Origin of the sequence: Pseudomonas sp. MPB03, from assembly GCF_046605385.1 — a bacterium.
GTDB lineage: Bacteria > Pseudomonadota > Gammaproteobacteria > Pseudomonadales > Pseudomonadaceae > Aquipseudomonas > Aquipseudomonas zanjanensis.
Genome location: NZ_CP176770.1, coordinates 1,363,489 through 1,389,241, shown reverse-complemented (window position 1 = coordinate 1,389,241; position 25,753 = coordinate 1,363,489). Strand labels below are relative to the sequence as shown.

Here is a 25,753-nt window from a genome sequence, read left to right as displayed (position 1 = left end):
CCCGCTGGGCTGCGAAGCAGCCCCTGTGTTTCATCTGATGCACTGCGGTGGCAGGTACATCTTTGGGGCTGCTGCGCAGCCCAGCGGGAGCAAGCTCCCTCGCCACAAAAGCGGTCCTGAGTCAGCGCTTGTCGCGGCGCTTCTTGTCGGCCTTCTTGTGGTGCGACATCAAGCGGCGCTTCTTGTTGACCTGGCGGTCGGTGAGCGTGTTCTTGTTGCCTTCGTACGGGTTCTCGCCGCCCTTGAACTCGATGCGGATCGGCGTGCCGACCAGCTTCAGGACGCGACGGTAGGTGTTCTCCAGGTAGCGAACGTACGACTTGGGCACCTTCTCGATCTGGTTACCGTGGATCACGATAATCGGCGGGTTGGCACCGCCCAAGTGGGCGTAGCGCAGCTTGATCCGACGGTTGTTGACCATCGGTGGCGCGTGCTCGCCGACCGCATCTTCGAGGATCTGGGTCAGGCGGTTCGTCGGCCAGCGGGTGACCGCCGACTTGAACGAGTTCTGCACCGAAGCGTAGAGGTTGCCCACGCCCGTGCCGTGCAAGGCCGAGATGAAGTGGATGTCGGCGAAGTCGACGAAGAACAGCCGACGCTGGAGTTCGACTTTCACAAAGTCGCGCTCGCTCGGCGTCATGCCGTCCCACTTGTTGATCGCGATGACCAATGCACGACCGGCTTCCAGGGCAAAGCCCAGCAGGTTCAAGTCGTGGTCGACCACACCCTCGCGGGCGTCCATCACGAAGATCACCACGTTGGCGTCTTTGATCGCCTGCAGCGTCTTGACCACGGAGAACTTTTCAACTTCTTCGTGGATCTTGCCGCGCTTGCGCACACCGGCGGTGTCGATCAGCGTGTACTTCTCTTCATTACGCTCGAAGGGAATGTAGATGCTGTCACGGGTGGTGCCGGGCTGGTCGTAGACGATGACCCGGTCTTCGCCGAGCATGCGGTTGACCAGGGTCGACTTGCCCACGTTCGGGCGGCCGATGATGGCGATCTTGATCCCGTCTTTTTCGCTCGGGCCCGGAATGCGCTTGGCTTCCTCGCCTTCGGCAACGATCTCTTCTTCGCCGTCTTCCGGCTCTTCGGCGTCGTCCTTGGGGAAACTCTCCAGGGCAATTTCCAGCATCTGGGTGATGCCGCGACCGTGGGCGCCGGCGATCGGGATCGCCTGGCCCATGCCCAACGGTGCGAACTCGGCGCGAGCCATGTCCGGGTCGATGTTGTCGACCTTGTTGGCGACCACGTAGGAACGCTTGTTACGCTTGCGCAAATGCTCGGCGATCATCTGGTCGGCGGCGGTAAAGCCGGCCTTGGCGTCTACCAGGAACAGCACCACATCGGCTTCTTCGATGGCGAGCAGCGACTGCTCGGCCATTTTTTCGTCCATGCCGTGTTCATCACCGGAGATGCCGCCGGTGTCGACCAGAATATAGGTACGCCCTTGCCACTTGGCCTCACCGTATTGGCGATCACGGGTCAGACCGGACAAGTCGCCGACAATGGCGTCGCGAGTCCTGGTCAGGCGGTTGAACAAGGTGGACTTGCCGACGTTCGGTCGGCCCACCAGGGCGATTACGGGAACCATGCGGCTCTCCACTTCGTTATTTCAGAAAATACAAAAGCCGCTGCGAGGCAGCGGCTGGTGCTCGGGGCCAACCTGTAGGAGCGGGCTTGCTCGCGAATGCGGTGGCCCAATGAGATGGATGTCAACTGATCCACCGCTTTCGCGAGCAAGCCCGCTCCCACATGAATGAAGCCGCTTGGGAATTAACCCAAGCATAGTCTTACTTGATGGTCAGGGCTTCCAGTTTGCCGCTGTTGCCATACACATAGATCATGTTGCCCACCACCAGCGGACGGGCACGCAGGCCGTCGCTGTCGATGCGCTCACGGCCGACGAAACGACCGTCCACCTGGCTGAGCAGGTGCAGGTAACCTTCCAGGTCACCCACTGCGACGTAGCTGGAGAACACTTCCGGGGCCGACAGTTGACGACGGGCCAGGGAGTCGTTGCTCCACAATGCGGTGGTGGAACGCTCGTCAACGCCTTCGACGGTACCCGAGGACAGGCTCACGTAGACGCTGCCAAAGCCCTGGGCGACACCGGCGTAGCTGGACGCATCGCGCTGCCACAGCGGACGACCGCTTTCCAGGTCCAGTGCCGCGACGCGACCCTGGTAGCTGGCGACGTACAGCGTACCGCCGGACAGCAGCAAGCCGCCGTCGATGTCGACCACACGCTCCAGTTCCGAACGACCTTGCGGGATCGCTACGCGCTGTTCCCACACCGGCACGCCGTTGGAAATATCCAGGGCAACCACTTTACCAGTCGACAAGCCAGCCACCGCCAGGCGGTTGGTAACGATCGGCGCACTGGTGCCACGCAGGGTCAGTACCGCCGGGGTGCTGTCGTACAACCAGCGCTGGTTGCCGGTGGCGGCATCCAGGCCGATCAGACGGTCATCCTGGGTCTGCACCACCACCACGTCACCGTTGGTGGCGGGCGGTGCGAGCACTTCGCTGGTCACGCGGGCGCGCCATTTCTCTTCACCGCTGCTCGCGTCCAGGGCGACGATCTCACCCTTGAGCGTGCCGATCATGACCAGGCCGTAACCCACGCCAACGGCGCCGGAAACAGGCAGTTCAAGGTCCTTTTCCCATTTGACGTCACCGTTGGTGCGGTCCATCGCCATCACCACGCCGGTGACGTCGCCTGCATAGATAGTGTCGCCGTCGATGGCCGGCACCAGCATGTTGTAGGTTTCACCCTGGCCATCGCCGATGGAGCGGCTCCATTGCTTCTGCAGCACGACTTCTTCTTTGAAGTCGGTCAGTTCGGCCGGTGGCAGTTCTTTCTTGCTGTTGCTGCTGCAACCCGCGGCCAGAATGGCCAGGGCCAGCAATGCTGCATGTTTCCAACGAATCACGTCACGCATCCCCTTTGGCCAGGTCGTCCAGCTTGATTTGCAGGCCACCGACCGCGGCTTCATCCGACAGCGCAGCCTTGGCTTTTTGGTAGGCCGCATGGGCCTCATCGGCACGGCCCAGCTGTACCAGCAGGTCGCCCTTGAGTTCTTCGCGAGTCGCCAGGAACGCCTTGTCGGCATCGCCGTCGAGCAGCTTCAAGGCGTCTTCGGCCTTGTTCTGCGCCGCCAGCACCTGGGCCAGGCGCTGACGCGCCACTTCGCCCAGGGTCGGGTTGACCGGCTTGTCGACGATGGCTTTCAGCTCGGTGGCCGCGTCGTCCAGCTTGCCGCTGTCCACCGCCACCTTGGCCACGAACAGGCGACCGTATTGGGCGTAGGCAGTGCCGCCGAATTCCTTGTCCAGCTTGCCGGCCAGGTCCGCCACGCGGGCCGCGTCAGGCTTGCCGTCCGGGGTCAGGGTGGTTTCCAGCAATTGCTGGTAGAGCACCGAGGCGCCTTGCGACTGGTTGCTCTGGTATTTCTGGTAGGCCTGCCAGCCGAACACGATGACCAGCGCCAACAGGCCGCCAGTGACCAGCGGCTTGCCGTTGCGCGTCCACCAGTCCTTCAAATCCGCCAGCTGTTCATCTTCGGTACTCGACACCCCAATACTCCTCAATCGCTAAATCGGCTGTTTGACAGCTTCAACCCTGCACGACGCAGGTGGCCAGGTGTGCAGCAAGCGCATCCCAGGCAATGCTTTGTTGTTCGCCCTGGCCACGCAGGGGTTTGAAACCTACCACTTGTTGGGCCAGTTCGTCGTCACCGAGGATCAGTGCGTACAGCGCACCGCTCTTGTCGGCCTTCTTGAATTGGCTCTTGAAGCTGCCGGCGCCGGCGTTGATCTGCAGGCGCAGGTTGGGCAACTGGTCACGGATCCGCTCGCTCAGGGCCAGGGCGGCCAGTTCGGCGGCCTCGCCAAAGGCGCACAGGTAGACGTCGACCTGACGGGACAGCTCTTCAGGCACTTTATCCAGCGCCTCAAGCATCAGCACCAGGCGCTCGATGCCCATGGCAAAGCCCACGCCCGGGGTCGGCTTGCCGCCCATCTGCTCCACCAGCCCGTCGTAGCGGCCACCGGCACAGACGGTGCCTTGGGCGCCGAGCTTGTCGGTGACCCACTCGAAGACGGTCTTGCTGTAGTAATCCAGGCCACGGACCAACTTGGGGTTGATCACGTAGGGAATGCCCACGGCGTCGAGGCGTGCCTTCAGCCCCTCGAAGTGCGCACGGGACTCGTCGTCGAGGTAGTCGGCCATTTTCGGCGCGTCCACCAGGATCGCTTGGGTCTCGGCGTTCTTGGTGTCGAGCACGCGCAGTGGATTGGTCTTGAGGCGGCGCTGGCTGTCTTCGTCCAGCTTGTCGAGGTGGGCGGACAGGAACTCCACCAACGCTTCACGGTAGCGGCCACGGGACTCGCTGGTGCCCAGGCTGTTGAGCTCGAGCTTGACCGCGTCACGCAGCCCCAGCTCGCCCCACAGGCGCCAGGTCATGACGATCAGCTCGGCGTCGATGTCCGGGCCGTCGAGGTTGAACACTTCGAGGCCGATCTGGTGGAACTGGCGATAACGGCCTTTCTGCGGGCGCTCGTGACGGAACATCGGGCCGATGTACCAGAGTTTCTGCACCTGGCCGCCGCCGGTGATGCCGTGTTCGAGCACCGCCCGCACGCAGGCCGCCGTGCCTTCGGGGCGCAAGGTCAGGGAATCGCCGTTGCGGTCGTCGAAGGTGTACATCTCTTTTTCGACGATATCGGTCACTTCACCGATGGAGCGCTTGAACAGCTCGGTGAACTCGACGATCGGCATGCGGATCTGCCGGTAACCGTAGTTATCCAGCAGGCGCGCCACGGTGCCCTCGAAATAGCGCCACAGGGGCGTCTGCTCGGGCAGGATGTCGTTCATGCCACGAATGGCTTGCAGAGACTTGCTCACGTGTATTCCTTAATCTTTCGACTTAACCGCGCGCGATGACCGCTGCGTCGGCTTCGACCTTTTCGGCCGCTTTCTGGCGAATCAGCCGTTCCAGCTCATCCACCAGATTGTCATTCGTCAGTTTCTGCGACGGCTTGCCGTCGATGTAAATCAGGTTCGGCGTACCGCCCGTCAGGCCGATATGGGCCTCCTTGGCTTCACCCGGCCCGTTGACCACGCAACCAATCACCGCGACATCCAGCGGCACCAGCAGGTCCTCAAGGCGCCCTTCCAGTTCGTTCATGGTCTTGACCACATCGAAGTTCTGCCGCGAGCAACTCGGGCAGGCGATAAAGTTGATGCCACGGGAACGCAGGTGCAGGGACTTGAGAATGTCGTAGCCGACTTTCACTTCCTCGACCGGGTCAGCCGCCAACGAGATGCGGATGGTATCGCCAATCCCTTCGGCGAGCAGCATACCGAGGCCGACGGCGGATTTCACCGTGCCCGAGCGCAACCCACCGGCTTCGGTGATGCCCAGGTGCAGCGGCTGGACGATTTCCTTGGCCAGCAGACGGTAGGCTTCGACGGCCATGAACACGTCGGACGCCTTCACGCTGACCTTGAAGTCCTGGAAGTTCAGGCGTTCGAGGTGCTCCACATGACGCAGCGCCGATTCCACCAGCGCCGCCGGGGTTGGTTCGCCGTATTTCTTTTGCAGGTCTTTTTCCAGGGAACCGGCGTTCACGCCGATGCGGATCGGGATGCCCCGGTCGCGCGCGGCATCCACCACGGCACGCACACGGTCTTCGCGACCGATGTTGCCCGGGTTGATGCGCAGGCAATCGACGCCCAACTCGGCCACGCGCAAGGCAATGCGGTAGTCGAAGTGGATGTCGGCGACCAGGGGGACCTTGACCAGTTGCTTGATCTTGCCGAACGCCTCGGCGGCGTCCATGTCCGGCACCGATACCCGCACGATGTCGACACCGGCGGCTTCCAGGCGGTTGATCTGGGCGACCGTGGCGGCCACGTCATTGGTGTCGCTGTTGGTCATGCTCTGCACAGCGATTGGCGCATCGCCGCCCACGGGCACGTTACCGACCCAGATTTTCCGGGATTCGCGACGCTTGATTGGAGATTCGCCGTGCATGACTTATTGACCCAACTTCAGGCGAGCGGTCTCGCCACTGGTGAACGGAGCGATGTCGACTGGCTGGCCGTTGTAGCTGACCTGCGCGCCACGGGCATAACCCAGGCGTACGGCAAACGGCGGCCTGCCGTTGACGGCCGTGCTGTCGCCCTTGCGCTTCAGGCCACTGAACAGCACCTTGCCGTTGCCGTCGGTGATTTGCGTCCAGCAGTCGGCAGTGAACTGGATTTGTACCTGGCCGTCACCGGGTGCAGGCGCCGGGGCCGCTGGGGTTGCAGGAGCAGCCGGTACGCTCGGAGCCGCAACGGTTGGCGCTGGCGTGGCGGGAACCGGCGCTGGAGCCGCCGGTGCGGCGGGAACAGCCGGCACGCTGCCAGCGTGGGCCGGCGCGGTCGGTGCGGCCGGCGCAGGAGCTGCTGCCGGAGCGGATGGCACGGTCGGCTCGGCGCCAGCGGTAGCATCGGCTTCGCCGTTATCCTGGCCTTGAGGCAACGCCAGGGCGGTTTCGCCTTCGGCCTGGCCTTCGACAACCGCCTGGTCTTCCGGCTCGTCCAATGGATGGATCTGGGTGGTGCCGTCAGCGCCCTCAACTTCGACGTGCTCGGGGTTCATGGCGACCGGCTCCTTGTTGCGCAAGGAAGCCTGGTCCTGCCACCAGACAAAACCGCCACCAATCACCGCAATCAGCAGCAACAGGCTGACGATTCGCAAAATGGTGTGGGAAACGCGAACCGGCTCCTCGATGCGCCCCAGGCTGTGCACGTTGCTGCCCTGTGCATCGGAACCGGTGTATTGATCGAATTGCTGGACCAGTACGGTCTGGTCCATGCCGAGCAGCTTGGCATAGGCGCGGATATAGCCGCGGGCGAAGGTGTGCCCAGGCAGCTTGTCGAACGCGCCCGCTTCCAGATTGCCCAGGGAAGCCACGGTGAGATTGAGCTTGAGGGCCACTTCGGCCAGCGACCAACCATTGCTTTCGCGGGCTTGACGCAGGGTCTCACCGGGATTTACGCGAGTCGCTGCTACAACTTCGGGATGCGCCGCTTTCATCATTGCTCCGACAGGTATTGCTGATATTCCGGCGTACCGGGATAGAGTCTTTTGAGTTGCAAGCCGTAGCTTGCAGCTTTGTCGCGATCTTCAAACACATGTGCCAGCCGAACGCCGAGCAATAGACTACGTGCATTTTGCTCACTCAGCAGGCTAAAACGCTCGTAGTAGTCACGCGCGGGCACATAATGCCTGTCTTCGTAGGACAACTCAGCCATTTCCAGCAGCGCCCGCGGTTGCTGGCGATTGAGCCGTAGCGCCTTTTCCAACTGCTGGCGGGCCAGGTCACGCTGGCCGAGCTGCGCGGCGGTCATGCCGAGGTTTTCGAACACCCGCGAACGCTCAGGGTAAAGGGTATCGGCGGCAGCCTGCTCGAAGCGCTCGTAGGCTTCCTTGTAGCGTTTCTGCTCGAAAAGAAAGCTGCCGTAGTTGTTCAGGATCCGTGCGTCTTGCGGCCGGCCAGACAGCGCCTTGCGAAAATGTTGGTCGGCCAGTTCCGGCTCCATCTCGGCCTGGAACACCAGGGCCAGGGCCGCGTTGGCATCCGGGTCGGAATCGTCCAGCTCCAGGGCTTTCTTGAGAGGTACCTTGGCCCGTTCGGTCATGCCCTGCTGCAGGTAGCCGATGCCCAGTTGCACATAGGCCACACGTGCCTCGTCGCGCCCTTTGCTGGTCTTCATCGGGTTGTAGTCACCCGACAGGACGCAACCGGAACAAAGGCCGGCCAACAGCAAAACGAGCGCGAAGCGCAGGGACATAGAGATCCTCTCTTAGTGACTATTCGCAGCGTTTTGCACCGCATCGTCCGCGGCGTTCAACTCACGCACGGCAATGTAGCGTTCGCTGCGACGGGTGCGATCCAGCACCTGTCCTACCAATTGGCCACAAGCGGCGTCGATGTCTTCGCCGCGGGTGGTGCGCACGGTGACGTTGAAGCCAGCGTGGTGAAGCTGATCCTGGAAGCGACGAATCGCGTTGTTGCTCGGACGCTCGTACCCGGAATGCGGGAACGGGTTGAACGGGATCAGGTTGATCTTGCACGGGATGTTCTTGAGCAGCTCGATCATCTCGACCGCGTGTTCGACCTTGTCGTTCACATCCTTGAGCAGCGTGTACTCGATGGTCAGCACGCGCTTTTCGCCCAGGGACGACATGTAGCGCTGGCACGACTCGAGCAGCATCTTAAGCGGATATTTCTTGTTGATCGGCACCAATTGGTTACGCAATGCGTCATTGGGTGCGTGCAGCGACAACGCCAGGGAGACGTCGATGTGCTTGGCCAGCTCATCGATCATCGGCACCACGCCGGAGGTGGACAGGGTCACGCGGCGCTTGGAAATGCCGTAGCCCAGGTCATCCATCATCAGGTGCATGGCGGAAACGACGTTGTCGAAGTTCAGCAGCGGCTCACCCATGCCCATCATCACCACGTTGGTGATGGCACGGTCGACGGTCGCCGGGACGCTGCCAAAGGATTTGTTGGCAATCCACACCTGGCCGATCACTTCGGCGGCGGTGAGGTTGCTATTGAAGCCTTGCTTGCCGGTGGAGCAGAAACTGCAATCCAGGGCACAGCCTGCCTGGGACGAAACGCACAAGGTGCCGCGTTTGCCCTGGGGAATGTAGACGGTCTCGACGCAGCTGCCGGACGCCACGCGCACCACCCACTTACGGGTGCCGTCGCTGGAGATGTCCTCGCTGACCACTTCGGGGCCGCGAATCTCGGCAACGGCCTTGAGCTTTTCGCGCAGGGCCTTGCCGACATTCGTCATGGCGTCGAAGTCGTCGACGCCAAAGTGGTGAATCCATTTCATCACCTGACCGGCACGGAAACGCTTCTCCCCGATCGAGTCGAAGAATTTCTCCATTTCCGGCTGGGTCAGCCCCAGCAGATTGGTTTTAACAGTCGATGTAGTCATGGATTCACCTTCACTCTTAAGCCAATGCTTAGCGAGCGGTTACTTCAGTAGCAGCGAAAAAGTAAGCGATTTCGCGAGCAGCGGCGGCTTCGGAGTCCGAACCGTGGACGGCGTTGGCGTCGATGGATTCAGCGAAGTCAGCACGGATGGTGCCGGCAGCAGCTTCTTTAGGGTTGGTAGCGCCCATCAGCTCACGGTTGCGAGCGATAGCGTTTTCGCCTTCCAGCACCTGAACGACAACCGGACCGGAAGTCATGAAGGCAACCAGCTCACCGAAGAAACCGCGCTCGCTGTGCTCAGCGTAGAAGCCTTCGGCTTCGGCCTTGGACAGTTGCTTCATTTTCGAAGCTACAACGCGCAGGCCAGCGTCTTCGAAGCGGGTAACGATCTTGCCGATCACGTTTTTAGCAACGGCGTCAGGCTTGATGATGGAGAAAGTACGTTGAACAGCCATGGTGTAACTCCAGAAACGGTAATTTGCGAAAAATTAAACCCGCGAATTATACGCGGGTTCAGGGGTATTGCCTAACCTGCCAGGTCGATCAGTCGATTTCTTCGATCCAGAGCGCCTGGACCGCTTCCAAGACCTTCTCGCCGCAACGGCCAGAGGTACTGTCGAAATCGGGAAGCTCCATGATCCAGTGCTGCAGATCGACAAAATTAACGGTCAACGGATTCACGTCCGGCTTGGCTTCGGCCAACTCTTCTGCGATGCGTTGTACATCATTCCAACCATAGCTCATGACAGTGTCACCATCAGTGCGGCGCTTCGGCCGCATGGTTAAGCGAATATTTCGGGATTTCGACGGTCAGGTCTTCGGTGCCGACGATGGCTTGGCAGCTCAGGCGCGATTGCGCCTCCAGCCCCCAGGCCCGATCGAGGAAGTCTTCTTCCAACTCGTCTGCCTCTTCCAGCGAATCGAAGCCCTCACGAATGATGCAATGGCACGTCGTGCAAGCACAGACGCCGCCACAGGCACTCTCTATCTCGATATGGTGCTCATGGGCCAGCTCGAGAATGGAAGTCCCGGGCTCAGCCTCCACGACCATGCCCTCCGGACAGAACTTCTCGTGGGGCAGAAAAATCACCTGCGGCATCAGTTATTCCTCGATTTCATTCAGGTTGCGCCCCGCCAGGGCGGCTTTCACCGTCGAGTCCAGGCGGCGGGCAGCAAAGGCATCGGTGACCTGCGACAGACGCTTGGTCTGCTGCTCGATGGCATAACCATCGGTGCCTTTCATCAATTCGGACAATTCCTGCATCTGCAGCTCGATGACCATGCGCTCTTCAGCGTCGAGCAACCGGTCGCCGTCGGTTTCAAGGGCACCTTGCACGGCTTCGATCAGGCGCTGGGCGTCGACCTGTTGCTCGCGCAGTACACGGGCGACCTTGTCGTCGCTGGCGTGCTGGAAGGAATCCTTGAGCATCTTGGCGATTTCGCCGTCGGTCAGGCCATAGGACGGCTTGACCTGGATGCTCGCCTCCACGCCCGAACCCAGTTCGCGGGCAGAAACATTGAGCAAGCCGTCGGCGTCGACCTGGAAGGTCACGCGGATTTTCGCCGCACCGGCAACCATGGCCGGGATGCCGCGCAATTCGAAGCGGGCCAGGGAGCGGCAGTCGCTGATCAGTTCACGTTCGCCTTGCAGCACGTGAATCATCATGGCCGACTGGCCGTCTTTATAGGTGGTGAAGTCCTGGGCGCGGGCAACCGGGATGGTGGTGTTGCGTGGAATCACCTTCTCCATCAGCCCGCCCATGGTTTCCAGCCCCAGGGACAACGGAATCACGTCGAGCAACAGCAATTCGCCGCCGTCACGCTTGTTGCCGGCCAGGGTATCGGCCTGGATCGCGGCGCCGATGGCCACCACCTGGTCCGGGTCGATTTCGGTCAGCGGCTGGCGGCCAAAGGCCTCGGCAACGGCTTCGCGAACCCGAGGCACGCGGGTCGAACCACCGACCATGACCACGGCCTTGACGTCTTCCAGCTCCACGCCGGAATCACGCACGGCCCGGCGGCAGGCCTTGAGGCTACGGGCGACCATGGGTTCGATCAGGGCATCGAAGGCTTCGCGGGTCAGCGCGGCTTTCCACTCGCCATAAGCCACTTCAACGGTGGCGGCGTCGGTCAAGGCTTCCTTGGCGGCGCAGGCGGTTTGCAGCAGGTGGCGTTGCGCACCCGGGTCGAGGTCGGCGGACAAGCCCGCCTGCTCGATGATCCAGCCAGCGATGGCATGGTCGAAGTCATCGCCGCCCAAGGCACTGTCGCCACCGGTGGCCAGGACTTCGAAGACACCGCCGGTCAGGCGCAGGATCGAAATATCGAACGTACCGCCGCCCAGGTCGTAGATGGCGACCAGGCCTTCGGCATGCTGGTCCAGGCCATACGCGACCGCCGCAGCGGTCGGCTCGTTGAGCAGGCGCAGCACGTTCAGGCCGGCCAGCTTGGCCGCGTCCTTGGTGGCTTGGCGCTGGGCGTCGTCGAAATAGGCAGGGACGGTGATGACCGCACCCACCAACTCACCACCCAACGCCGCTTCGGCGCGCTGGCGCAGGACCTTGAGGATGTCGGCGGAAACCTCGACCGGGCTTTTCGGGCCCTGCACGGTTTCGATGAACGGCATATGGGACTCGCCACCGACGAAGCGGTACGGCAGCTGGTCGCCCAATTGCTTGACGTCGGACAGGCCACGACCCATCAAGCGCTTGACCGAGACAATGGTGTTCAAGGGGTCAGTGGCGGCGGCCAGCTTGGCCGACTCGCCCACTTCGACGCGGTCGGCGTGATAACGCACGGCGGACGGCAGGATCACCCGTCCCTGCTCGTCGGCCAGCGGTTCGGAAAGACCGCTGCGCAAGGCAGCGACCAGGGAATTGGTGGTACCCAAGTCGATCCCGACAGCCAGGCGACGCTGGTGCGGTTGTGGACTTTGGCCGGGTTCGGCGATCTGCAGTAGGGCCATCGTAATCAGGACTTATCTGTAATCAGGCGTGCGACCGGAGCGGCACTGGGTTAATCGTCGAGGCGCTCTTCTAACTGGCGCACTTCGTAGGTGAGCTTGTCGAGGAACTGCATGCGCCGCATCAGGCGCTCGGCCTGTTCGCGCTGCGCGGCATCGTTCCAGCAGGCTGCGAAGCTGTCGTTCAGTGTTTGCTGGGCGTCTTTCAAGCGGCGCTTGAATACCGCGACACCGGCCAGGTCGGCGCTGTCCTGCAGGTCCTCGAGCTCTTCGCGCCATTGCATCTGCTGCAACAGAAACTCGGGATCATGGACCGTGACCTCCAGCGGCAACTCATGGCCGCTGATGGCGAGCAGGTAACGCGCGCGCTTGGCCGGGTGCTTGAGCGTCTGGTAAGCCTCGTTGAGGTTCGCCGACTGCTCGAGCGCCCGCCGCTGCTCCGCCTCGGAAGCATCGGCAAAGCGGTCGGGATGGACGCCACGGGCCAGCTCAAGGTAACGCGCGGACAACTGCTCGAGATCCAGCTGGAACGCCGGCTGCATCTGGAACAACGCAAAATGACAAGGAGTACCCACAAGCCGCCTCAGATGTTGAAGCTTTCGCCGCAGCCACATTCACCGCGCACGTTGGGGTTGTTGAACTTGAAGCCTTCGTTCAACCCTTCCTTGACGAAATCCAGCTCGGTGCCGTCCAGGTACGTCAGGCTTTTCGGGTCGATGATCACTTTCTGACCATGACTCTCGAACACCTGATCGTCTTCGCCCACTTCGTCGACGAATTCCAGTACATAGGCGAGGCCAGAACAGCCCGTGGTGCGAACACCCAGGCGGATACCCTCGCCCTTGCCGCGCCCCGCAAGGGAGCGCTGGATATGGTTAGCTGCCGCTTCTGTCATCTGGATAGCCATGGAAAACTCCTTACCGTAACGCGGATCAGATCAAGCCTTTCTTCTGCTTGTAATCGCGAACGGCGGCCTTGATGGCGTCTTCGGCGAGTACCGAGCAGTGGATCTTCACTGGCGGCAGGGCCAGTTCTTCGGCCAGCTGGGTGTTCTTGATGGTTTCGGCTTCATCAAGGGTCTTGCCCTTCATCCACTCGGTGGCCAGGGAGCTGGACGCGATGGCGGAACCGCAGCCATAGGTCTTGAACTTGGCATCTTCGATGATGCCTTGCTCGTTGACCTTGATCTGCAGGCGCATCACGTCGCCGCAAGCCGGAGCGCCGACCATGCCGGTGCCGACATCAGGATCCTGCGCGTCCATCTTGCCGACGTTGCGCGGGTTCTCGTAGTGGTCGATGACCTTTTCGCTATATGCCATTTGCTTCAATCCTCATCAGTGGAGCCGCTCTGGTGGCGACTTCTCAGTGCGCCGCCCATTCGATTTTCGAGATGTCGACGCCGTCTTTGTACATGTCCCACAGCGGCGACAGAGCGCGCAGCTTGGTAACGGCCTCGCAGACTTTCTGCGCGGCGTAATCGATTTCTTCTTCGGTGGTGAAACGGCCGAAGGTGAAGCGGATCGAGCTGTGGGCCAGTTCGTCGTTGCGGCCCAGGGCGCGCAGTACGTACGAAGGCTCCAGCGACGCCGAGGTGCACGCCGAACCGGACGACACGGCCAGATCCTTGAGCGCCATGATCAGCGACTCGCCTTCAACGTAGTTGAAGCTCAGGTTCAGGTTGTGCGGTACGCGGGCGGTCAGGCTGCCGTTGACGTAGAGTTCTTCGAGGTGCTCGACCTGCTTGAAGAAACGGTCGCTCAGGGCCTTGATGCGTACGTTCTCGGCGGCCATGTCTTCCTTGGCCACACGGAAGGCTTCGCCCATGCCGACGATCTGGTGGGTCGCCAGGGTGCCGGAACGCATGCCACGCTCGTGACCGCCGCCGTGCATGGTCGCTTCGAGGCGAACACGCGGCTTGCGGCTGACGTACAGGGCGCCGATGCCTTTAGGGCCATAAGTCTTGTGGGCCGAGAACGACATCAGGTCGACTTTCAGCTTGGACAGGTCGATGTCGACCTTGCCGGTGGACTGTGCGCCGTCGACGTGGAACAGGACGCCCTTGGAACGGGTCAGTTCGCCGATGGCGGCGATGTCGTTGACAGTGCCGATTTCGTTGTTCACGTGCATGATCGAGACCAGGATGGTGTCGTCGCGCAGGGCGGCTTCGATCATGGCCGGGGTGATGATGCCGTCTTCACCAGGCTCGATGTAGGTGACTTCGAAGCCTTCACGCTCCAGTTGGCGCATGGTGTCCAGGACAGCCTTGTGCTCGATCTTGGAGGTGATCAGGTGCTTGCCCTTGGTGTGGTAGAAATGCGCGACACCCTTGATTGCCAGGTTGTCGGATTCGGTGGCACCGGAGGTCCAGACGATTTCACGCGGGTCGGCGTTGACCAGGTCGGCGACCTGGCGACGGGCGTTTTCCACCGACTCTTCAGCCTTCCAGCCGAACACGTGGGAACGGGACGCCGGGTTGCCGAAGTTTCCGTCGACCAGCAGGCATTCACTCATTTTTTGCGCAACACGCGGATCAACCGGGGTGGTCGCTGAGTAATCAAGGTAAATCGGCAATTTCATGGACTCTCTCCTAAATCAGGCTGGCTGGCGTTCCGCGTGCTCTGCGGCGGTCATTCGACGGCGGACGCTTCAATCTTGTCCAGGTGCAGCGACTTGCTATTGCAACGGCGCTGGTCCTGACGCTGGGCTACTTCTTGCACCTCACGGCGAGTTACAAGGTCAGCCAAGCTGATACCGCTTAGAAATTCGTGGATCTGCAGGCTGAGGTCGCACCACAAGTGGTGGGTCAGGCAAGTATCGCCGCCATGGCAGTCGCCAAGGCCCTGGCATTTGGTCGCATCGACCGATTCGTTCACTGCATCGATCACCTGGGCGACCTGGATGCCCTGCATGTCGCGCGACAGCTGGTAGCCGCCGCCGGGGCCGCGAACGCTGGAGACCAGGTTGCTACGGCGCAGCTTGGCGAACAGCTGTTCAAGGTAGGACAGGGAAATGCCCTGGCGCTCGGAGATATCGGCCAGGGACACCGGCCCGTGCTGCGCATGCAATGCCAGATCCAGCATTGCGGTCACGGCGTATCGGCCTTTTGTAGTCAGTCGCATGGACAATTACCACGGAGTTCGGAATGGGGGCGAGTATGCAATTCCCGAGTATTTAAGTCAAGTATAAGACCTAGTGCTTTACTCAGGTTTACCCGCGAAAGAGCGCGCGAATGATAGCAAAGGTAGGCGGCTAACGACCAGCTATACCGCGTTATCGTTCTTCGCGAGCAAGCCCGCTCCCACAAGGGATCTGCGGGGCGGCAGGGATCCAATGTGGGAGCGAGCTTGCTCGCGATGAGGCCGGCAGGGTTTCAGCTGGCCTGGGTCTCATCCTTGTCCTTCACACACGCAAAGTCTTCCTCGCGCAGTTCAGGCAGGTCCTTGGCACAGTAATTACTGCCCAGGTCCTTCAGGGCGCCGCACATCCCCTCCAGGCGCCCATCGACGGCTTGCAGGTGATCGAGCAACTGGTTGATGGCGCGGGCGACCGGGTCGGGCATGTCTTCGCCGACACCGTAGGCGTCGAAGCCGATCTTCTCGGCCATGGCCTTGCGGCGGGCGTCCTGCTCGTCGTCGGACTTGACGATGATCCGCCCCGGAATGCCCACCACGGTCGCGCCCGGCGGCACGGCCTTGGTCACCACGGCGTTGGAACCGACTTTCGCCCCCGCCCCGACCGTGAACGGCCCGAGCACCTTGGCGCCGGCACCGACCACCACGCCGTCTTCCAGCGTTGGGTGGCGCTTGCCTTTGTTCCAACTCGTGCCGCCGAGGGTCACGCCCTGGTAGAGCGTCACGTCGTCGCCGATCTCGGCGGTTTCACCGATGACGATGCCCATGCCATGGTCGATGAAGAAGCGGCGGCCGACCTTGGCACCCGGGTGGATCTCGATCCCGGTCAGCCAGCGGCCGAAGTTCGAGACCAGCCGCGCCAACCACTTCCAGCCCATGCCCCACAAAGCCCCGGACAGGCGATGGATCCAGATGGCGTGCATGCCCGGGTAGCAGGTCAGCACTTCAAAGGCATTGCGCGCCGCCGGGTCACGATGGAAAACACTTTGGATATCTTCACGCAAACGTTCGAACATTTTATTTCTTCCGCTTAATCAGCTCGCCACGGGCCGCTTTCTGGGTTTCCGTGAGGATGCCGCGCAATATATTCATCTCCGCCCGGCTCACCGAGCTTCGTCCGTACAACCGACGCAGGCGCGCCATCAAGTGCCGCGGCTTTTCCGGGTCGAGGAATTCGATGTCCACCAGGGTCTGCTCCAGGTGTTCAAAGAATCGCTCCAACTCGTCCATGGTCGCCAGTGTCTCACTGCGCGGCGACGTCACCTCGGTTTTTTCGACTTTGCTGGGCTTGCCTTCGGCCGCCAGCCAAGCCATGCGCACTTCATAGCTCAACACCTGCACCGCCGCCCCCAGGTTCAAGGAACTGAACTCGGGGTCGGAAGGGATATGCACGTGAAAGTGACATCGCTGCAGCTCGTCGTTGGTCAGGCCGGAGTCTTCACGGCCGAACACCAGGGCGATCTCGAAGCCTTGCGCGGCCTCCTCGACCACTTTGGTGCCGCATTCGCGGGGGTCGAGCAGCGGCCAGGGGATGCGGCGGTCGCGGGCGCTGGTGCCGAGCACCAGGTTGCAACCGACCAGGGCATCTTCCAGGGTGGCGACGACCTGGGCGTTGGCGAGGATGTCACCGGCGCCGGAGGCCCGGGCATCGGCTTCGTGATGGGGAAACAAGCGCGGCTCGACCAGCACCAGGCGCGACAGGCCCATGTTCTTCATGGCCCGCGCAGCTCCGCCGATGTTACCCGGATGGCTGGTATTGACCAGGACGACACGAATGTTCTGCAACAAGGGAGGCGCTCTCGAACACGATAAAGGGAGCAAATCTTACATAAGCACCTACCGTTAAGCTATGAAAGCGAACACCAACCTTCTCCTGAGAAAACTTTCTGATAGAATGCGCGGCTTTCTTTAACAACCTTAGGTGACACATCCATGCAGCCCATGCTGAATATCGCGCTGCGCGCCGCCCGCAGCGCCAGTGAACTGATCTTCCGCTCCATCGAGCGCCTGGATACCATCAAGGTCGATGAAAAAGACGCCAAGGACTACGTGTCCGAGGTCGATCGCGCCGCCGAGCAGAAAATCGTCGACGCCCTGCGCAAGGCTTACCCAAACCACTCCATCCTCGGTGAAGAGACCGGCATGCATGCCGGTACTGGCATCGAAGGCGAAGAGTACCTGTGGATCATCGATCCGCTGGACGGCACCACCAACTTCCTGCGCGGCATCCCTCACTTTGCGGTCAGCATCGCCTGCAAATACCGTGGCCGCCTGGAACACGCCGTCGTGCTGGACCCGGTTCGCCAGGAAGAATTCACCGCCAGCCGTGGCCGTGGCGCCCAACTGAACGGTCGTCGCCTGCGCGTCAGCGGCCGCACCAGCCTGGACGGCGCCCTGCTGGGTACCGGCTTCCCGTTCCGTGATGACCAGATGGATAATCTGGACAACTACCTGGGCATGTTCCGCGCCCTGGTCGGCCAGACCGCCGGCATCCGCCGCGCCGGTGCCGCGAGCCTGGACCTGGCTTATGTGGCGGCTGGCCGTTTCGATGCGTTCTGGGAGTCGGGCCTGTCCGAGTGGGACATGGCTGCGGGCGCCCTGTTGATCCAGGAAGCCGGCGGCTTGGTGAGCGACTTCACCGGCGGCCATGATTTCCTTGAGAAAGGCCACATCGTTGCCGGCAACACCAAATGCTTCAAGGCTGTGCTGACGGCTATCCAGCCGCACTTGCCGGCTTCGTTGAAGCGTTAAGTCGCCCGGCTAGAAAAAAGCACCTTTCGGGGTGCTTTTTTTATGCCTGTTTCACACCACCCAGCCCAGAGGCGGACATTGTGGCGAGGGAGCTTGCTCCCGCTCGGTTGCGCAGCGACCGCAAGATCTTGAGTCTGCTGCGCAGCCCAGCGGGAGCAAGCTCCCTCGCCACAATGGATTACACCTTGGACATGGATGCAGGCTGAGCCACCGCTTTCGCGAGCAAGCTCGCTCCCACAAGGAGATTTGGGGTAGGCATAAGATTTGTGCCCACCGAAGATCCAATGTGGGAGCGAGCTTGCTCGCGAAGAGGCCGGCACATTCAATATCGATGCAAGCTGAGCCACCGCTATCGCGAGCAAGCTCGCTCCCACAGGGGGATTTGGGGTAGGCGTAGGATTTGTGCCCACCGCAGATCCAATGTGGGAGCGAGCTTGCTCGCGAAGAGGCCGGCACATTCAATATCGATGCAAGCTGACCCGCCGCTATCGCGAGCAAGCTCGCTCCCACAGGGGGTTTCGGGGTGGCGCGTGAACTTTGGGCATGAAAAAAGCACCCCGAAGGGTGCTTCTTGTACATCTTCCAATTACTGGGCCGGTTCGTTCTGACCCAGGATCAGTTGGCCTTCCTTGCTCACCGGGATCTGGTTGCCCGGGTCGCGATCCATGCGGACCTTGCCTTCTTTGCCGTCGAGCATGTAGCGAACGTCGTAGCCCACAACCTTGTCGCTGATGTCATTGACCGTGTTGCAGCGAGTCTGGGTGGTGGTGTAGGTGTCACGTTCCTGCATGCCTTCCTGGATCTTGTTACCGGCATAACCACCACCGGCCGCACCCGCCACGGTGGCGATCTTCTTGCCGTTGCCGCCGCCGATCTGGTTGCCCAACAGGCCACCGGCCACAGCGCCGAGCACGGTGCCGGCGATCTGGTGCTGGTCCTGGACGGGCTTCTGCCGAGTCACGGTGACATCCTTGCACACTTCACGCGGGGTCTTGATCTGGGTCTTGACCGGCTCCACGGCCAATACTTGCGCATACTCAGGGCCACTTTTTACCAAGCTGTAGGTGGCGACCGCACCACCGGCTGTTACACCGACAGCACCCAATACCGCACCAACCAGCATCGATTTGTTCACTTGAACCTCCTGACCATCACAAGCGGAAATAATCCGCGCTTCTCCCAGCCTTGGAGCATAAAAAAAGGCGCGAGTTCAACTCGCGCCTTTTCAGCGGTGACAGACGGAAAACCGAGCCTTACGGACGGTCGTCCACCTCGGTGTCAGTGGCCGCAGGAGGAATCAGATCCTCGGAGCTCAGGTTCAGCCAGATCAACACCACGTTGGCGATGTAGATCGACGAGTAAGTACCCGCCATCACACCGATGAACAGCGCGATGGAGAAACCGAACAGGTTGTCGCCACCAAACACCAGCAGCGCGACAATCGCCAGCAAGGTGGAGATCGACGTCGCCATGGTCCGCAGCAGGGTCTGGGTGGTCGAGATGTTGATGTTCTCGACCAAGGACGCCTTGCGCAGCACTCGGAAGTTTTCACGCACCCGGTCGAACACCACGATGGTGTCGTTGAGCGAGTAACCGATGATCGCCAGCACCGCCGCCAGCACCGTCAAGTCGAAGGTGATCTGGAAGAACGACAGGATGCCCACGGTCACGATCACGTCGTGGATCAGCGAGATAATGGCGCCCACCGCGAACTTCCACTGGAAGCGGAAAGCCAGGTAGAGCATCACGCCGCCCAGGGCCAACAGCATGCCGAGGCCGCCCTGGTCGCGCAGCTCTTCACCCACTTGCGGGCCGACGAACTCTACGCGCTTGACCTGGGCCGGGTTGTCGCCGCCAGCCTTCTGCAAGGCCTCGGCTACCTGATGGCCCAGTTGCGGATCTTCACCCGGCATGCGCACCAGCAAATCGGTGGTGGCGCCAAAGCTCTGCACGATGGCATCGGCATAGCCCGACGACGCCAGTTGCTCACGCACCTTGGTGACGTCGGCCGGACGCTCGTAGGTCAGCTCGATGAGCGTACCGCCGGTGAAGTCCAGGCCGTAGTTCAGGCCCTTGGTGGCCCAGCTGAACAACGCCAGGGCCGTAAGGAACAATGTGACGCCGAACGCAATGTTGCGAACGCCCATGAAGTTGATTGTACGTAACATGGCAGCCCCTTAAATCCACAACTTCTTGACGTCACGACCACCATAAATCAGGTTGACCATTGCACGGGTCACCATGATGGCTGTGAACATCGAGGTAAAGATCCCGAGGGACATGGTCACTGCGAAGCCCTTGACCGGGCCGGTGCCCATGGCAAAGAGAATCCCGCCGACCAGCAACGTGGTCAGGTTGGAGTCGATAATCGCAGTGAATGCGCGGCCGAAGCCTTCGTTGATTGCCCGCTGGATCGACATGCCCGCGGCGATCTCTTCACGTATCCGCGAGAAGATCAGCACGTTGGCGTCCACCGCCATGCCCATGGTCAAGACGATACCGGCGATACCCGGCAGGGTCAGCGTGGCGCCCAGCAAGGACATCAGGGCCAGCAGCAGCACCATGTTCACCGCCAGCGCAACCGTGGCGATGATGCCGAAGAAGCGGTAGATGGCGATGATGAACAGCGACACGAACAGCATGCCCCACAGGGAGGCATCGACGCCCTTGGTGATGTTGTCGGCACCCAGGCTCGGGCCGATGGTGCGTTCTTCAGCGAAGTACATCGGCGCGGCCAGGCCACCGGCACGCAGCAGCAGGGCCAGCTCCGAGGATTCGCCCTGGCCGTTCAGGCCGGTGATGCGGAACTGGCTGCCCAGTGGCGACTGGATGGTCGCCAGGCTGATGATCTTCTTCTCTTCCTTGAAGGTCTGGACCGGCACGTCTTTCTCGACGCCGTTGACCACTTGCTTGGTGTAGGTGGTGGTCGGCTTCTGCTCGATGAAGATCACCGCCATGCTGCGACCAACGTTGCTGCGCGTGGCGCGGCTCATCAGTTCGCCGCCATGACCGTCCAGGCGAATGTTCACCTGCGGACGACCCTGCTCGTCGAAGCCCGCCTGGGCGTCGGTCACCTGGTCACCGGTGATGATCAGGCCACGCTCGATCTGCGCCGCCGGACGACCGCCTTCACGGAATTCGAAGCTCTCGGAAGTGGCCTTGGACGCACCCGGCTCAGCGGCGAGGCGGAATTCCAGGTTGGCGGTCTTGCCGAGGATACGCTTGGCTTCGGCCGTGTCCTGCACGCCCGGCAGCTCAACCACGATGCGGTTGGCGCCCTGGCGCTGCACGATCGGCTCGGCCACACCCAGCTCGTTGACGCGGTTACGCACCGTGGTCAAGTTCTGCTTGATGGAGTACTCGCGGATTTCCGCCAGCTTGGCCGGGGTCATCGCCAGACGCAGCACCGGTTGGCCATTGAGGTCGGCCGGTACAATGTCGAAATCGTTGAAATTCTTGCGCACCAGCGCACGGGCCTGTTCGCGGGCATCTTCATCGCTGAAGCCCAGCTGAATGGCACCTTCGAACTGCGGCAGGCTGCGATAACGCAGGCGCTCTTTACGCAGCAGGCTCTTGACGTCGCCTTCGTAGACTTTCAGGCGTGCGTCGAGGGCTTTTTCCATGTCCACTTCCAGCAGGAAGTGCACACCACCGGACAAGTCCAGGCCCAGCTTCATTGGGTGGGCGCCAAGCTTGCGCAGCCACGGCGGCGTGGTCTGGGCCAGGTTCAGGGCCACAACGTAATCGTCGCCCAACGCCTTGCGCACCACATCCTTGGCTGGCAGTTGGTCTTCAGCCTTGACCAGGCGCAACAGGCCGCCCTTGCCGTTTTCGGCGATGGACGCAGCCTTCACATCGATATTGGACGCCTTGAGCGCAGCGCTCGCACGGTCCAGATCGGCCTGGGTGACCTGCAGCGCAGTGCTTGCGCCACTGACCTGAATGGCCGGGTCATCCGGGTATAGATTGGGAGCGGAATAAATCACACCGACCGCCAGCACTGCCAGGATCAGTAGGTATTTCCACAGAGGGTATTTGTTCAGCATCACGCCGCCCGCTTATGACGCGGGGCGCCTTGCGCGCCCCGTCGATTGAAAAGAAGTGGTTACTTAGATCGCTTTCAGCGTGCCTTTTGGCAGCGTGGCCGCGATGGCGCCCTTCTGGAACTTCATTTCAACAGTGTCGGACACTTCCAGTACCACGAAGTCATCGGCCACTTTAGTGATCTTGCCAGCGATGCCGCCGGTGGTGACCACTTCATCACCTTTTTGCAGGCTGCTGAGCAGGTTCTTCTGCTCTTTGGCGCGCTTGGCCTGTGGACGCCAGATCATCAGGTAGAAGATGACCAGGAAGCCGACCAGGAAAATCCACTCGAAACCACCGCCCATAGGGCCGGCAGCCGGTGCAGCCGCGTCAGCCATGGCGTTAGAGATAAAAAAGCTCATTTAGCACTCCAGTTGCAAGTATTGAATCTAGGGATCGGAAAACTCAGTCCAAAGGCGGAACAGACAACCCGCGCTTGGCATAGAAGGCCTCGACAAAGGCGGCCAATGTACCCTGTTGGATAGCCTCGCGCAAACCAGCCATAAGCACCTGATAATGGCGCAAATTGTGGATGGTATTGAGCATACTGCCGAGCATTTCGCCGCACTTGTCCAAATGATGCAGATAAGCGCGGGAGAAGTTCTGGCAGGTATAGCAATCGCACGTCGGATCGAGCGGCGAATCATCATGGCGATGGAACGCGTTACGGATCTTCAGCACACCGGTGTCGATGAACAGATGCCCATTGCGGGCATTACGGGTTGGCATCACGCAATCGAACATGTCCACCCCGCGGCGCACACCCTCAACCAGATCTTCCGGTTTGCCAACGCCCATAAGGTAACGAGGTTTGTCAGCCGGCATTTCGCCCGGCAGGTAATCGAGCACCTTGATCATCTCGTGCTTCGGCTCACCCACCGACAGGCCACCAATGGCCAGGCCGTCGAAGCCAATCTTGTCCAGACCTTCGAGGGAGCGCATGCGCAAGTCGCGGTGCATGCCGCCCTGGACGATGCCGAACAGCGCCGCCGTGTTCTCGCCATGGGCATTCTTCGACCGCTGGGCCCAGCGCAACGACAGCTCCATGGACACCCGCGCCACGTCTTCATCGGCCGGGTACGGCGTGCATTCGTCGAAGATCATCACGATGTCCGAGCCCAGGTCACGCTGCACCTGCATCGACTCTTCCGGCCCCATGAACACCTTGGAACCGTCCACCGGCGAGGCGAAGGTCACGCCCTCCTCCTTGATCTTGCGCATCGCGCCCAGGCTGAACACCTGGAAGCCGCCGGAGTCGGTCAGGATCGGGCCTTTCCACTGCATGAAATCGTGCAGGTCGCCGTGGGCCTTGATCACTTCCATGCCCGGGCGCAGCCACAGGTGGAAGGTATTGCCGAGGATGATCTCCGCACCCGTGGCGACGATGTCACGCGGCAGCATGCCCTTGACCGTGCCGTAGGTGCCCACCGGCATGAACGCAGGGGTTTCCACGGTTCCGCGGGGGAAGGTCAGGCGTCCGCGACGAGCCTTGCCATCGGTGGCAAGCAACTCGAAGGACATGCGACAGGTGCGACTCATACGGTTTCCTCGGGCCCGCGTGGCGCGGGGTTACGGGTGATGAACATCGCATCACCGTAGCTGAAAAAGCGGTACCCATGCTCAACGGCGGCCTTGTAGGCGGCCATGGCTTCGGGATAACCGGCGAACGCCGAAACCAGCATCAACAGCGTGGATTCAGGCAAATGAAAGTTGGTGACCAGGGCATCGACCACATGGAACGGCCGGCCCGGGTAGATAAAGATATCGGTGTCGCCACTGAACGGCTTGAGCACGCCATCGCGCGCAGCGCTCTCCAAAGACCGCACGCTGGTGGTCCCCACCGCCACCACCCGCCCACCGCGGGCGCGACAGGCCGCCACGGCATCGACCACGTCCTGGCTCACTTCCAGCCATTCGTTGTGCATGTGATGGTCTTCGATACGCTCCACGCGCACCGGCTGGAACGTGCCAGCGCCGACGTGCAGCGTCACGAACGCGGTCTCCACGCCCTTGGCCGCAATCGCCTCCAGCAACGGCTGATCAAAATGCAGCCCCGCCGTCGGCGCCGCCACCGCCCCCAGGCGCTCGGCGTACACGGTCTGATAACGCTCGCGGTCCGAACCTTCGTCCGGGCGGTCTATATAAGGAGGCAACGGCATGTGCCCGACACGGTCGAGCAGCGGCAACACCTCTTCGGCGAATTCCAGCTCGAACAACGCATCATGCCGCGCCACCATCACCGCCTCACCGCCGCCGTCGATCAGAATCGACGAACCGGGCTTGGGCGACTTGCTCGACCGCACATGGGCCAGCACGCGATGACTGTCCAGCACCCGCTCCACCAGAATCTCCAGCTTGCCGCCGGAGGCCTTCTGGCCGAACAAACGCGCGGGAATGACGCGGGTATTGTTGAACACCATCAAATCGCCCGGGCGCAAATGCTCGAGCAAATCAGTGAATTGACGGTGAGCCATGGCACCGCTGACCCCGTCCAGGGTCAACAGTCGACTGGCGCGCCGCTCGGCCAGCGGGTGGCGAGCGATCAGCGAATCCGGGAGTTCGAAGGTAAAGTCAGCAACACGCATGATGGGGTTCGTCTAGCAGGGCCGGAAAGTCTAGCGGAAATATTAAAAATTCACCATGAAACGTGATTGACCAACGGTAGGCACCTCTCTATACTTCGCCGCCATTGAGCCCTGATGGCGGAATTGGTAGACGCGGCGGATTCAAAATCCGTTTTCGAAAGGAGTGGGAGTTCGAGTCTCCCTCGGGGCACCATCTTAAAGAAAGACCTTGAAATTCAAGGTCTTTTTTTTCGTCTGCAGGAAAGTGGTTTTGCTGTGATCAACACAGATCTCACCTGACGGCGCCCCCTTTTGTGGCGAGGGGATTTATCCCCGCTGGACTGCAAAGCAGCCCCCAAATACCCAACCTATGGTGAGGAATAACCTGTGGCGAGGGAGCTTGCTCCCGCTTGAGCGCGCAGCGCTCACAAAAATGTCACTGCACCCACCGATGCTTCGAGTGGCCACACCCTCCCCACCCAGTCACAAAGGATTTCACCCCATGGAATTGCTGCTGGAAACGGTCGCTCTCTACTCCCTCAAACTGGCCTATGAGACAGAAGGCCACAGCCCGATCCTGCGGGATGATCCGTTGATGGGCAGTTGCGACCGGGAGATTTTTGAGTTGCTGATACGGCGGGGCGATGTGGCCGGGATTCAGGGCGAAATCAGTCGATGCCTGGATTTAGCGTTGGGGGCGATTGGTGGGGTGGATACAGTGCTGGGCCGAGAGCTGCATCGTTTGGCTGCGGACTTCAACGCAGTGCAGAAAATGGACGATCTTTACGCTCCTCTCATCGCGCTTAACGGTTACGTGAAAAATATTCTATAAACCCCAGCGCTCGTTCCGTTGAGTTCCTGATCGCAGACCTTAAACGCTATTGAGGTTCGAACGATGACCCGCCAACAGCTTGTGCAGATTGAGCTAAACGAAGTGATGAGTGCCAACGAACTCCACTCCACCCTGAGGGATGCGCTCGGCTTCCCCGGCTGGTACGGCTGTAACTGGGATGCCTTCTGGGACGCAATTACAGGATTAGTGGAAATGCCCGTGCACCTGAAAATTTCCGGATGGGATGCGTTATCCAGGCGCTTACCCAAAGATGCCGAACTCATGCAAAAGTGCCTCGAAGACCTGAGCCTTGAGTATCCATCGTTCGCGTCAAATGTAGAGTTCGACTGAACGCGAGAACGCGGCGACGGCTGGCGGTGCGACACCCAAGGTCATCGACCCGCAGTTGTACTGCCAGCGT

Annotated in this window: 28 protein-coding genes and 1 tRNA gene; 4 read left to right on the top strand and 25 right to left on the bottom strand. The window is 61.2% G+C overall.

Annotated features, from left to right (window positions below; translation table 11 throughout):
* Nucleotides 1-121 precede the first annotated feature (121 nt).
* The 19 genes from der to trmJ form a co-directional block, all read right to left on the bottom strand.
* A complete protein-coding gene (gene der, locus ACLH0I_RS05985) occupies nucleotides 122-1,594 on the bottom strand; it encodes a ribosome biogenesis GTPase Der (protein WP_003185121.1) in 1,473 nt (490 codons plus the stop codon).
* A gap of 199 nt (nucleotides 1,595-1,793) precedes the next feature.
* Nucleotides 1,794-2,945, bottom strand: coding sequence for an outer membrane protein assembly factor BamB (gene bamB / locus ACLH0I_RS05980; protein ID WP_053118636.1), 1,152 nt, complete (start codon nucleotides 2,943-2,945; stop codon nucleotides 1,794-1,796).
* Nucleotides 2,938-3,579: a YfgM family protein gene (locus tag ACLH0I_RS05975; protein WP_186705404.1), complete on the bottom strand. Its 642-nt coding sequence runs from the start codon at nucleotides 3,577-3,579 to the stop codon at nucleotides 2,938-2,940. Before ACLH0I_RS05975 ends, bamB begins: the two co-directional genes overlap by 8 nt.
* A 40-nt stretch (nucleotides 3,580-3,619) precedes the next feature.
* Nucleotides 3,620-4,909 carry a histidine--tRNA ligase gene (gene hisS / locus ACLH0I_RS05970; RefSeq protein ID WP_250964530.1) on the bottom strand — a complete coding sequence of 430 codons (1,290 nt, stop codon included), beginning with the start codon at nucleotides 4,907-4,909 and terminating at the stop codon, nucleotides 3,620-3,622.
* Between the two features lie 22 nt (nucleotides 4,910-4,931).
* Nucleotides 4,932-6,041 carry a flavodoxin-dependent (E)-4-hydroxy-3-methylbut-2-enyl-diphosphate synthase gene (gene ispG, locus ACLH0I_RS05965; protein ID WP_003185136.1) on the bottom strand — a complete coding sequence of 370 codons (1,110 nt, stop codon included), beginning with the start codon at nucleotides 6,039-6,041 and terminating at the stop codon, nucleotides 4,932-4,934.
* 3 nt (nucleotides 6,042-6,044) lie between these two features.
* A complete protein-coding gene (locus tag ACLH0I_RS05960; protein WP_411386550.1) occupies nucleotides 6,045-7,091 on the bottom strand; it encodes a RodZ domain-containing protein in 1,047 nt (348 codons plus the stop codon).
* On the bottom strand, nucleotides 7,091-7,849 hold the full coding sequence (pilW, locus tag ACLH0I_RS05955; protein WP_053118628.1) for a type IV pilus biogenesis/stability protein PilW: 759 nt from the start codon (nucleotides 7,847-7,849) through the stop codon (nucleotides 7,091-7,093). The genes ACLH0I_RS05960 and pilW overlap by 1 nt, the downstream gene beginning before the upstream one ends.
* Before the next feature lie 12 nt (nucleotides 7,850-7,861).
* Nucleotides 7,862-9,010: a 23S rRNA (adenine(2503)-C(2))-methyltransferase RlmN gene (gene rlmN, locus ACLH0I_RS05950; protein ID WP_186705401.1), complete on the bottom strand. Its 1,149-nt coding sequence runs from the start codon at nucleotides 9,008-9,010 to the stop codon at nucleotides 7,862-7,864.
* Between the two features lie 28 nt (nucleotides 9,011-9,038).
* The gene (gene ndk / locus ACLH0I_RS05945; RefSeq protein ID WP_003185145.1) at nucleotides 9,039-9,464 is read right to left on the bottom strand and encodes a nucleoside-diphosphate kinase; all 426 of its coding nucleotides are present in this window, start codon (nucleotides 9,462-9,464) and stop codon (nucleotides 9,039-9,041) included.
* 88 nt (nucleotides 9,465-9,552) lie between these two features.
* Nucleotides 9,553-9,753, bottom strand: coding sequence for a Fe-S cluster assembly protein IscX (iscX, locus tag ACLH0I_RS05940; RefSeq protein WP_250964533.1), 201 nt, complete (start codon nucleotides 9,751-9,753; stop codon nucleotides 9,553-9,555).
* A 13-nt stretch (nucleotides 9,754-9,766) separates the two neighbouring features.
* Nucleotides 9,767-10,108, bottom strand: coding sequence for an ISC system 2Fe-2S type ferredoxin (gene fdx / locus ACLH0I_RS05935; RefSeq protein WP_207966503.1), 342 nt, complete (start codon nucleotides 10,106-10,108; stop codon nucleotides 9,767-9,769).
* Nucleotides 10,109-10,111: 3 nt separating this feature from the next.
* Nucleotides 10,112-11,974: a Fe-S protein assembly chaperone HscA gene (gene hscA, locus ACLH0I_RS05930; RefSeq protein WP_411386549.1), complete on the bottom strand. Its 1,863-nt coding sequence runs from the start codon at nucleotides 11,972-11,974 to the stop codon at nucleotides 10,112-10,114.
* 50 nt (nucleotides 11,975-12,024) lie between these two features.
* Nucleotides 12,025-12,546 carry a co-chaperone HscB gene (hscB, locus tag ACLH0I_RS05925; RefSeq protein WP_250964535.1) on the bottom strand — a complete coding sequence of 174 codons (522 nt, stop codon included), beginning with the start codon at nucleotides 12,544-12,546 and terminating at the stop codon, nucleotides 12,025-12,027.
* An 8-nt stretch (nucleotides 12,547-12,554) separates the two neighbouring features.
* Nucleotides 12,555-12,878 (bottom strand): iron-sulfur cluster assembly protein IscA, encoded by a 324-nt coding sequence (gene iscA / locus ACLH0I_RS05920; protein ID WP_003185155.1) that lies wholly within the window; start codon nucleotides 12,876-12,878, stop codon nucleotides 12,555-12,557.
* A gap of 25 nt (nucleotides 12,879-12,903) precedes the next feature.
* A complete protein-coding gene (gene iscU / locus ACLH0I_RS05915) occupies nucleotides 12,904-13,290 on the bottom strand; it encodes a Fe-S cluster assembly scaffold IscU (protein ID WP_003185157.1) in 387 nt (128 codons plus the stop codon).
* A gap of 43 nt (nucleotides 13,291-13,333) precedes the next feature.
* On the bottom strand, nucleotides 13,334-14,548 hold the full coding sequence (locus ACLH0I_RS05910) for an IscS subfamily cysteine desulfurase (RefSeq protein WP_186705397.1): 1,215 nt from the start codon (nucleotides 14,546-14,548) through the stop codon (nucleotides 13,334-13,336).
* Between the two features lie 50 nt (nucleotides 14,549-14,598).
* Nucleotides 14,599-15,090, bottom strand: a complete 492-nt coding sequence (gene iscR / locus ACLH0I_RS05905) for a Fe-S cluster assembly transcriptional regulator IscR (RefSeq protein WP_041475746.1) — start codon at nucleotides 15,088-15,090, stop codon at nucleotides 14,599-14,601.
* 251 nt (nucleotides 15,091-15,341) lie between these two features.
* Nucleotides 15,342-16,118, bottom strand: coding sequence for a serine O-acetyltransferase (cysE, locus tag ACLH0I_RS05900; RefSeq protein ID WP_186705396.1), 777 nt, complete (start codon nucleotides 16,116-16,118; stop codon nucleotides 15,342-15,344).
* Nucleotide 16,119: 1 nt separating this feature from the next.
* Nucleotides 16,120-16,890 (bottom strand): tRNA (cytosine(32)/uridine(32)-2'-O)-methyltransferase TrmJ, encoded by a 771-nt coding sequence (gene trmJ, locus ACLH0I_RS05895; protein ID WP_003185164.1) that lies wholly within the window; start codon nucleotides 16,888-16,890, stop codon nucleotides 16,120-16,122.
* Nucleotides 16,891-17,034: 144 nt separating this feature from the next.
* Between trmJ and suhB the strand changes: the two genes are divergently transcribed.
* A complete protein-coding gene (gene suhB, locus ACLH0I_RS05890) occupies nucleotides 17,035-17,853 on the top strand; it encodes an inositol-phosphate phosphatase (RefSeq protein WP_003185165.1) in 819 nt (272 codons plus the stop codon).
* 586 nt (nucleotides 17,854-18,439) lie between these two features.
* Here the strand turns inward: suhB and ACLH0I_RS05885 are convergent.
* The 6 genes from ACLH0I_RS05885 to queA all read right to left on the bottom strand — a co-directional run bounded on the left by ACLH0I_RS05885 (nucleotide 18,440) and on the right by queA (nucleotide 24,521).
* The gene (locus tag ACLH0I_RS05885) at nucleotides 18,440-18,988 is read right to left on the bottom strand and encodes a glycine zipper 2TM domain-containing protein (protein WP_018607449.1); all 549 of its coding nucleotides are present in this window, start codon (nucleotides 18,986-18,988) and stop codon (nucleotides 18,440-18,442) included.
* 118 nt (nucleotides 18,989-19,106) lie between these two features.
* Nucleotides 19,107-20,021, bottom strand: coding sequence for a protein translocase subunit SecF (gene secF / locus ACLH0I_RS05880; protein ID WP_411386548.1), 915 nt, complete (start codon nucleotides 20,019-20,021; stop codon nucleotides 19,107-19,109).
* A 9-nt stretch (nucleotides 20,022-20,030) separates the two neighbouring features.
* Nucleotides 20,031-21,899, bottom strand: a complete 1,869-nt coding sequence (secD, locus tag ACLH0I_RS05875; protein ID WP_186705394.1) for a protein translocase subunit SecD — start codon at nucleotides 21,897-21,899, stop codon at nucleotides 20,031-20,033.
* A 63-nt stretch (nucleotides 21,900-21,962) separates the two neighbouring features.
* A complete protein-coding gene (gene yajC / locus ACLH0I_RS05870) occupies nucleotides 21,963-22,298 on the bottom strand; it encodes a preprotein translocase subunit YajC (protein WP_007982729.1) in 336 nt (111 codons plus the stop codon).
* 43 nt (nucleotides 22,299-22,341) lie between these two features.
* Complete coding sequence (gene tgt / locus ACLH0I_RS05865) at nucleotides 22,342-23,457, bottom strand: tRNA guanosine(34) transglycosylase Tgt (RefSeq protein WP_411387466.1); 1,116 nt, start codon at nucleotides 23,455-23,457, stop codon at nucleotides 22,342-22,344.
* 14 nt (nucleotides 23,458-23,471) lie between these two features.
* Nucleotides 23,472-24,521 carry a tRNA preQ1(34) S-adenosylmethionine ribosyltransferase-isomerase QueA gene (gene queA / locus ACLH0I_RS05860; protein WP_028237240.1) on the bottom strand — a complete coding sequence of 350 codons (1,050 nt, stop codon included), beginning with the start codon at nucleotides 24,519-24,521 and terminating at the stop codon, nucleotides 23,472-23,474.
* Nucleotides 24,522-24,629: 108 nt separating this feature from the next.
* On the opposite strand from queA, the gene ACLH0I_RS05855 reads away from it, so the two are divergent.
* The 3 genes from ACLH0I_RS05855 to ACLH0I_RS05845 all read left to right on the top strand — a co-directional run bounded on the left by ACLH0I_RS05855 (nucleotide 24,630) and on the right by ACLH0I_RS05845 (nucleotide 25,683).
* Nucleotides 24,630-24,714, top strand: a tRNA-Leu gene (locus ACLH0I_RS05855).
* Between the two features lie 288 nt (nucleotides 24,715-25,002).
* Nucleotides 25,003-25,332, top strand: coding sequence for a hypothetical protein (locus tag ACLH0I_RS05850; RefSeq protein ID WP_411386547.1), 330 nt, complete (start codon nucleotides 25,003-25,005; stop codon nucleotides 25,330-25,332).
* Nucleotides 25,333-25,395: 63 nt separating this feature from the next.
* The gene (locus ACLH0I_RS05845; RefSeq protein ID WP_411386546.1) at nucleotides 25,396-25,683 is read left to right on the top strand and encodes a barstar family protein; all 288 of its coding nucleotides are present in this window, start codon (nucleotides 25,396-25,398) and stop codon (nucleotides 25,681-25,683) included.
* The last annotated feature ends 70 nt before the right edge of the window (nucleotides 25,684-25,753 follow it).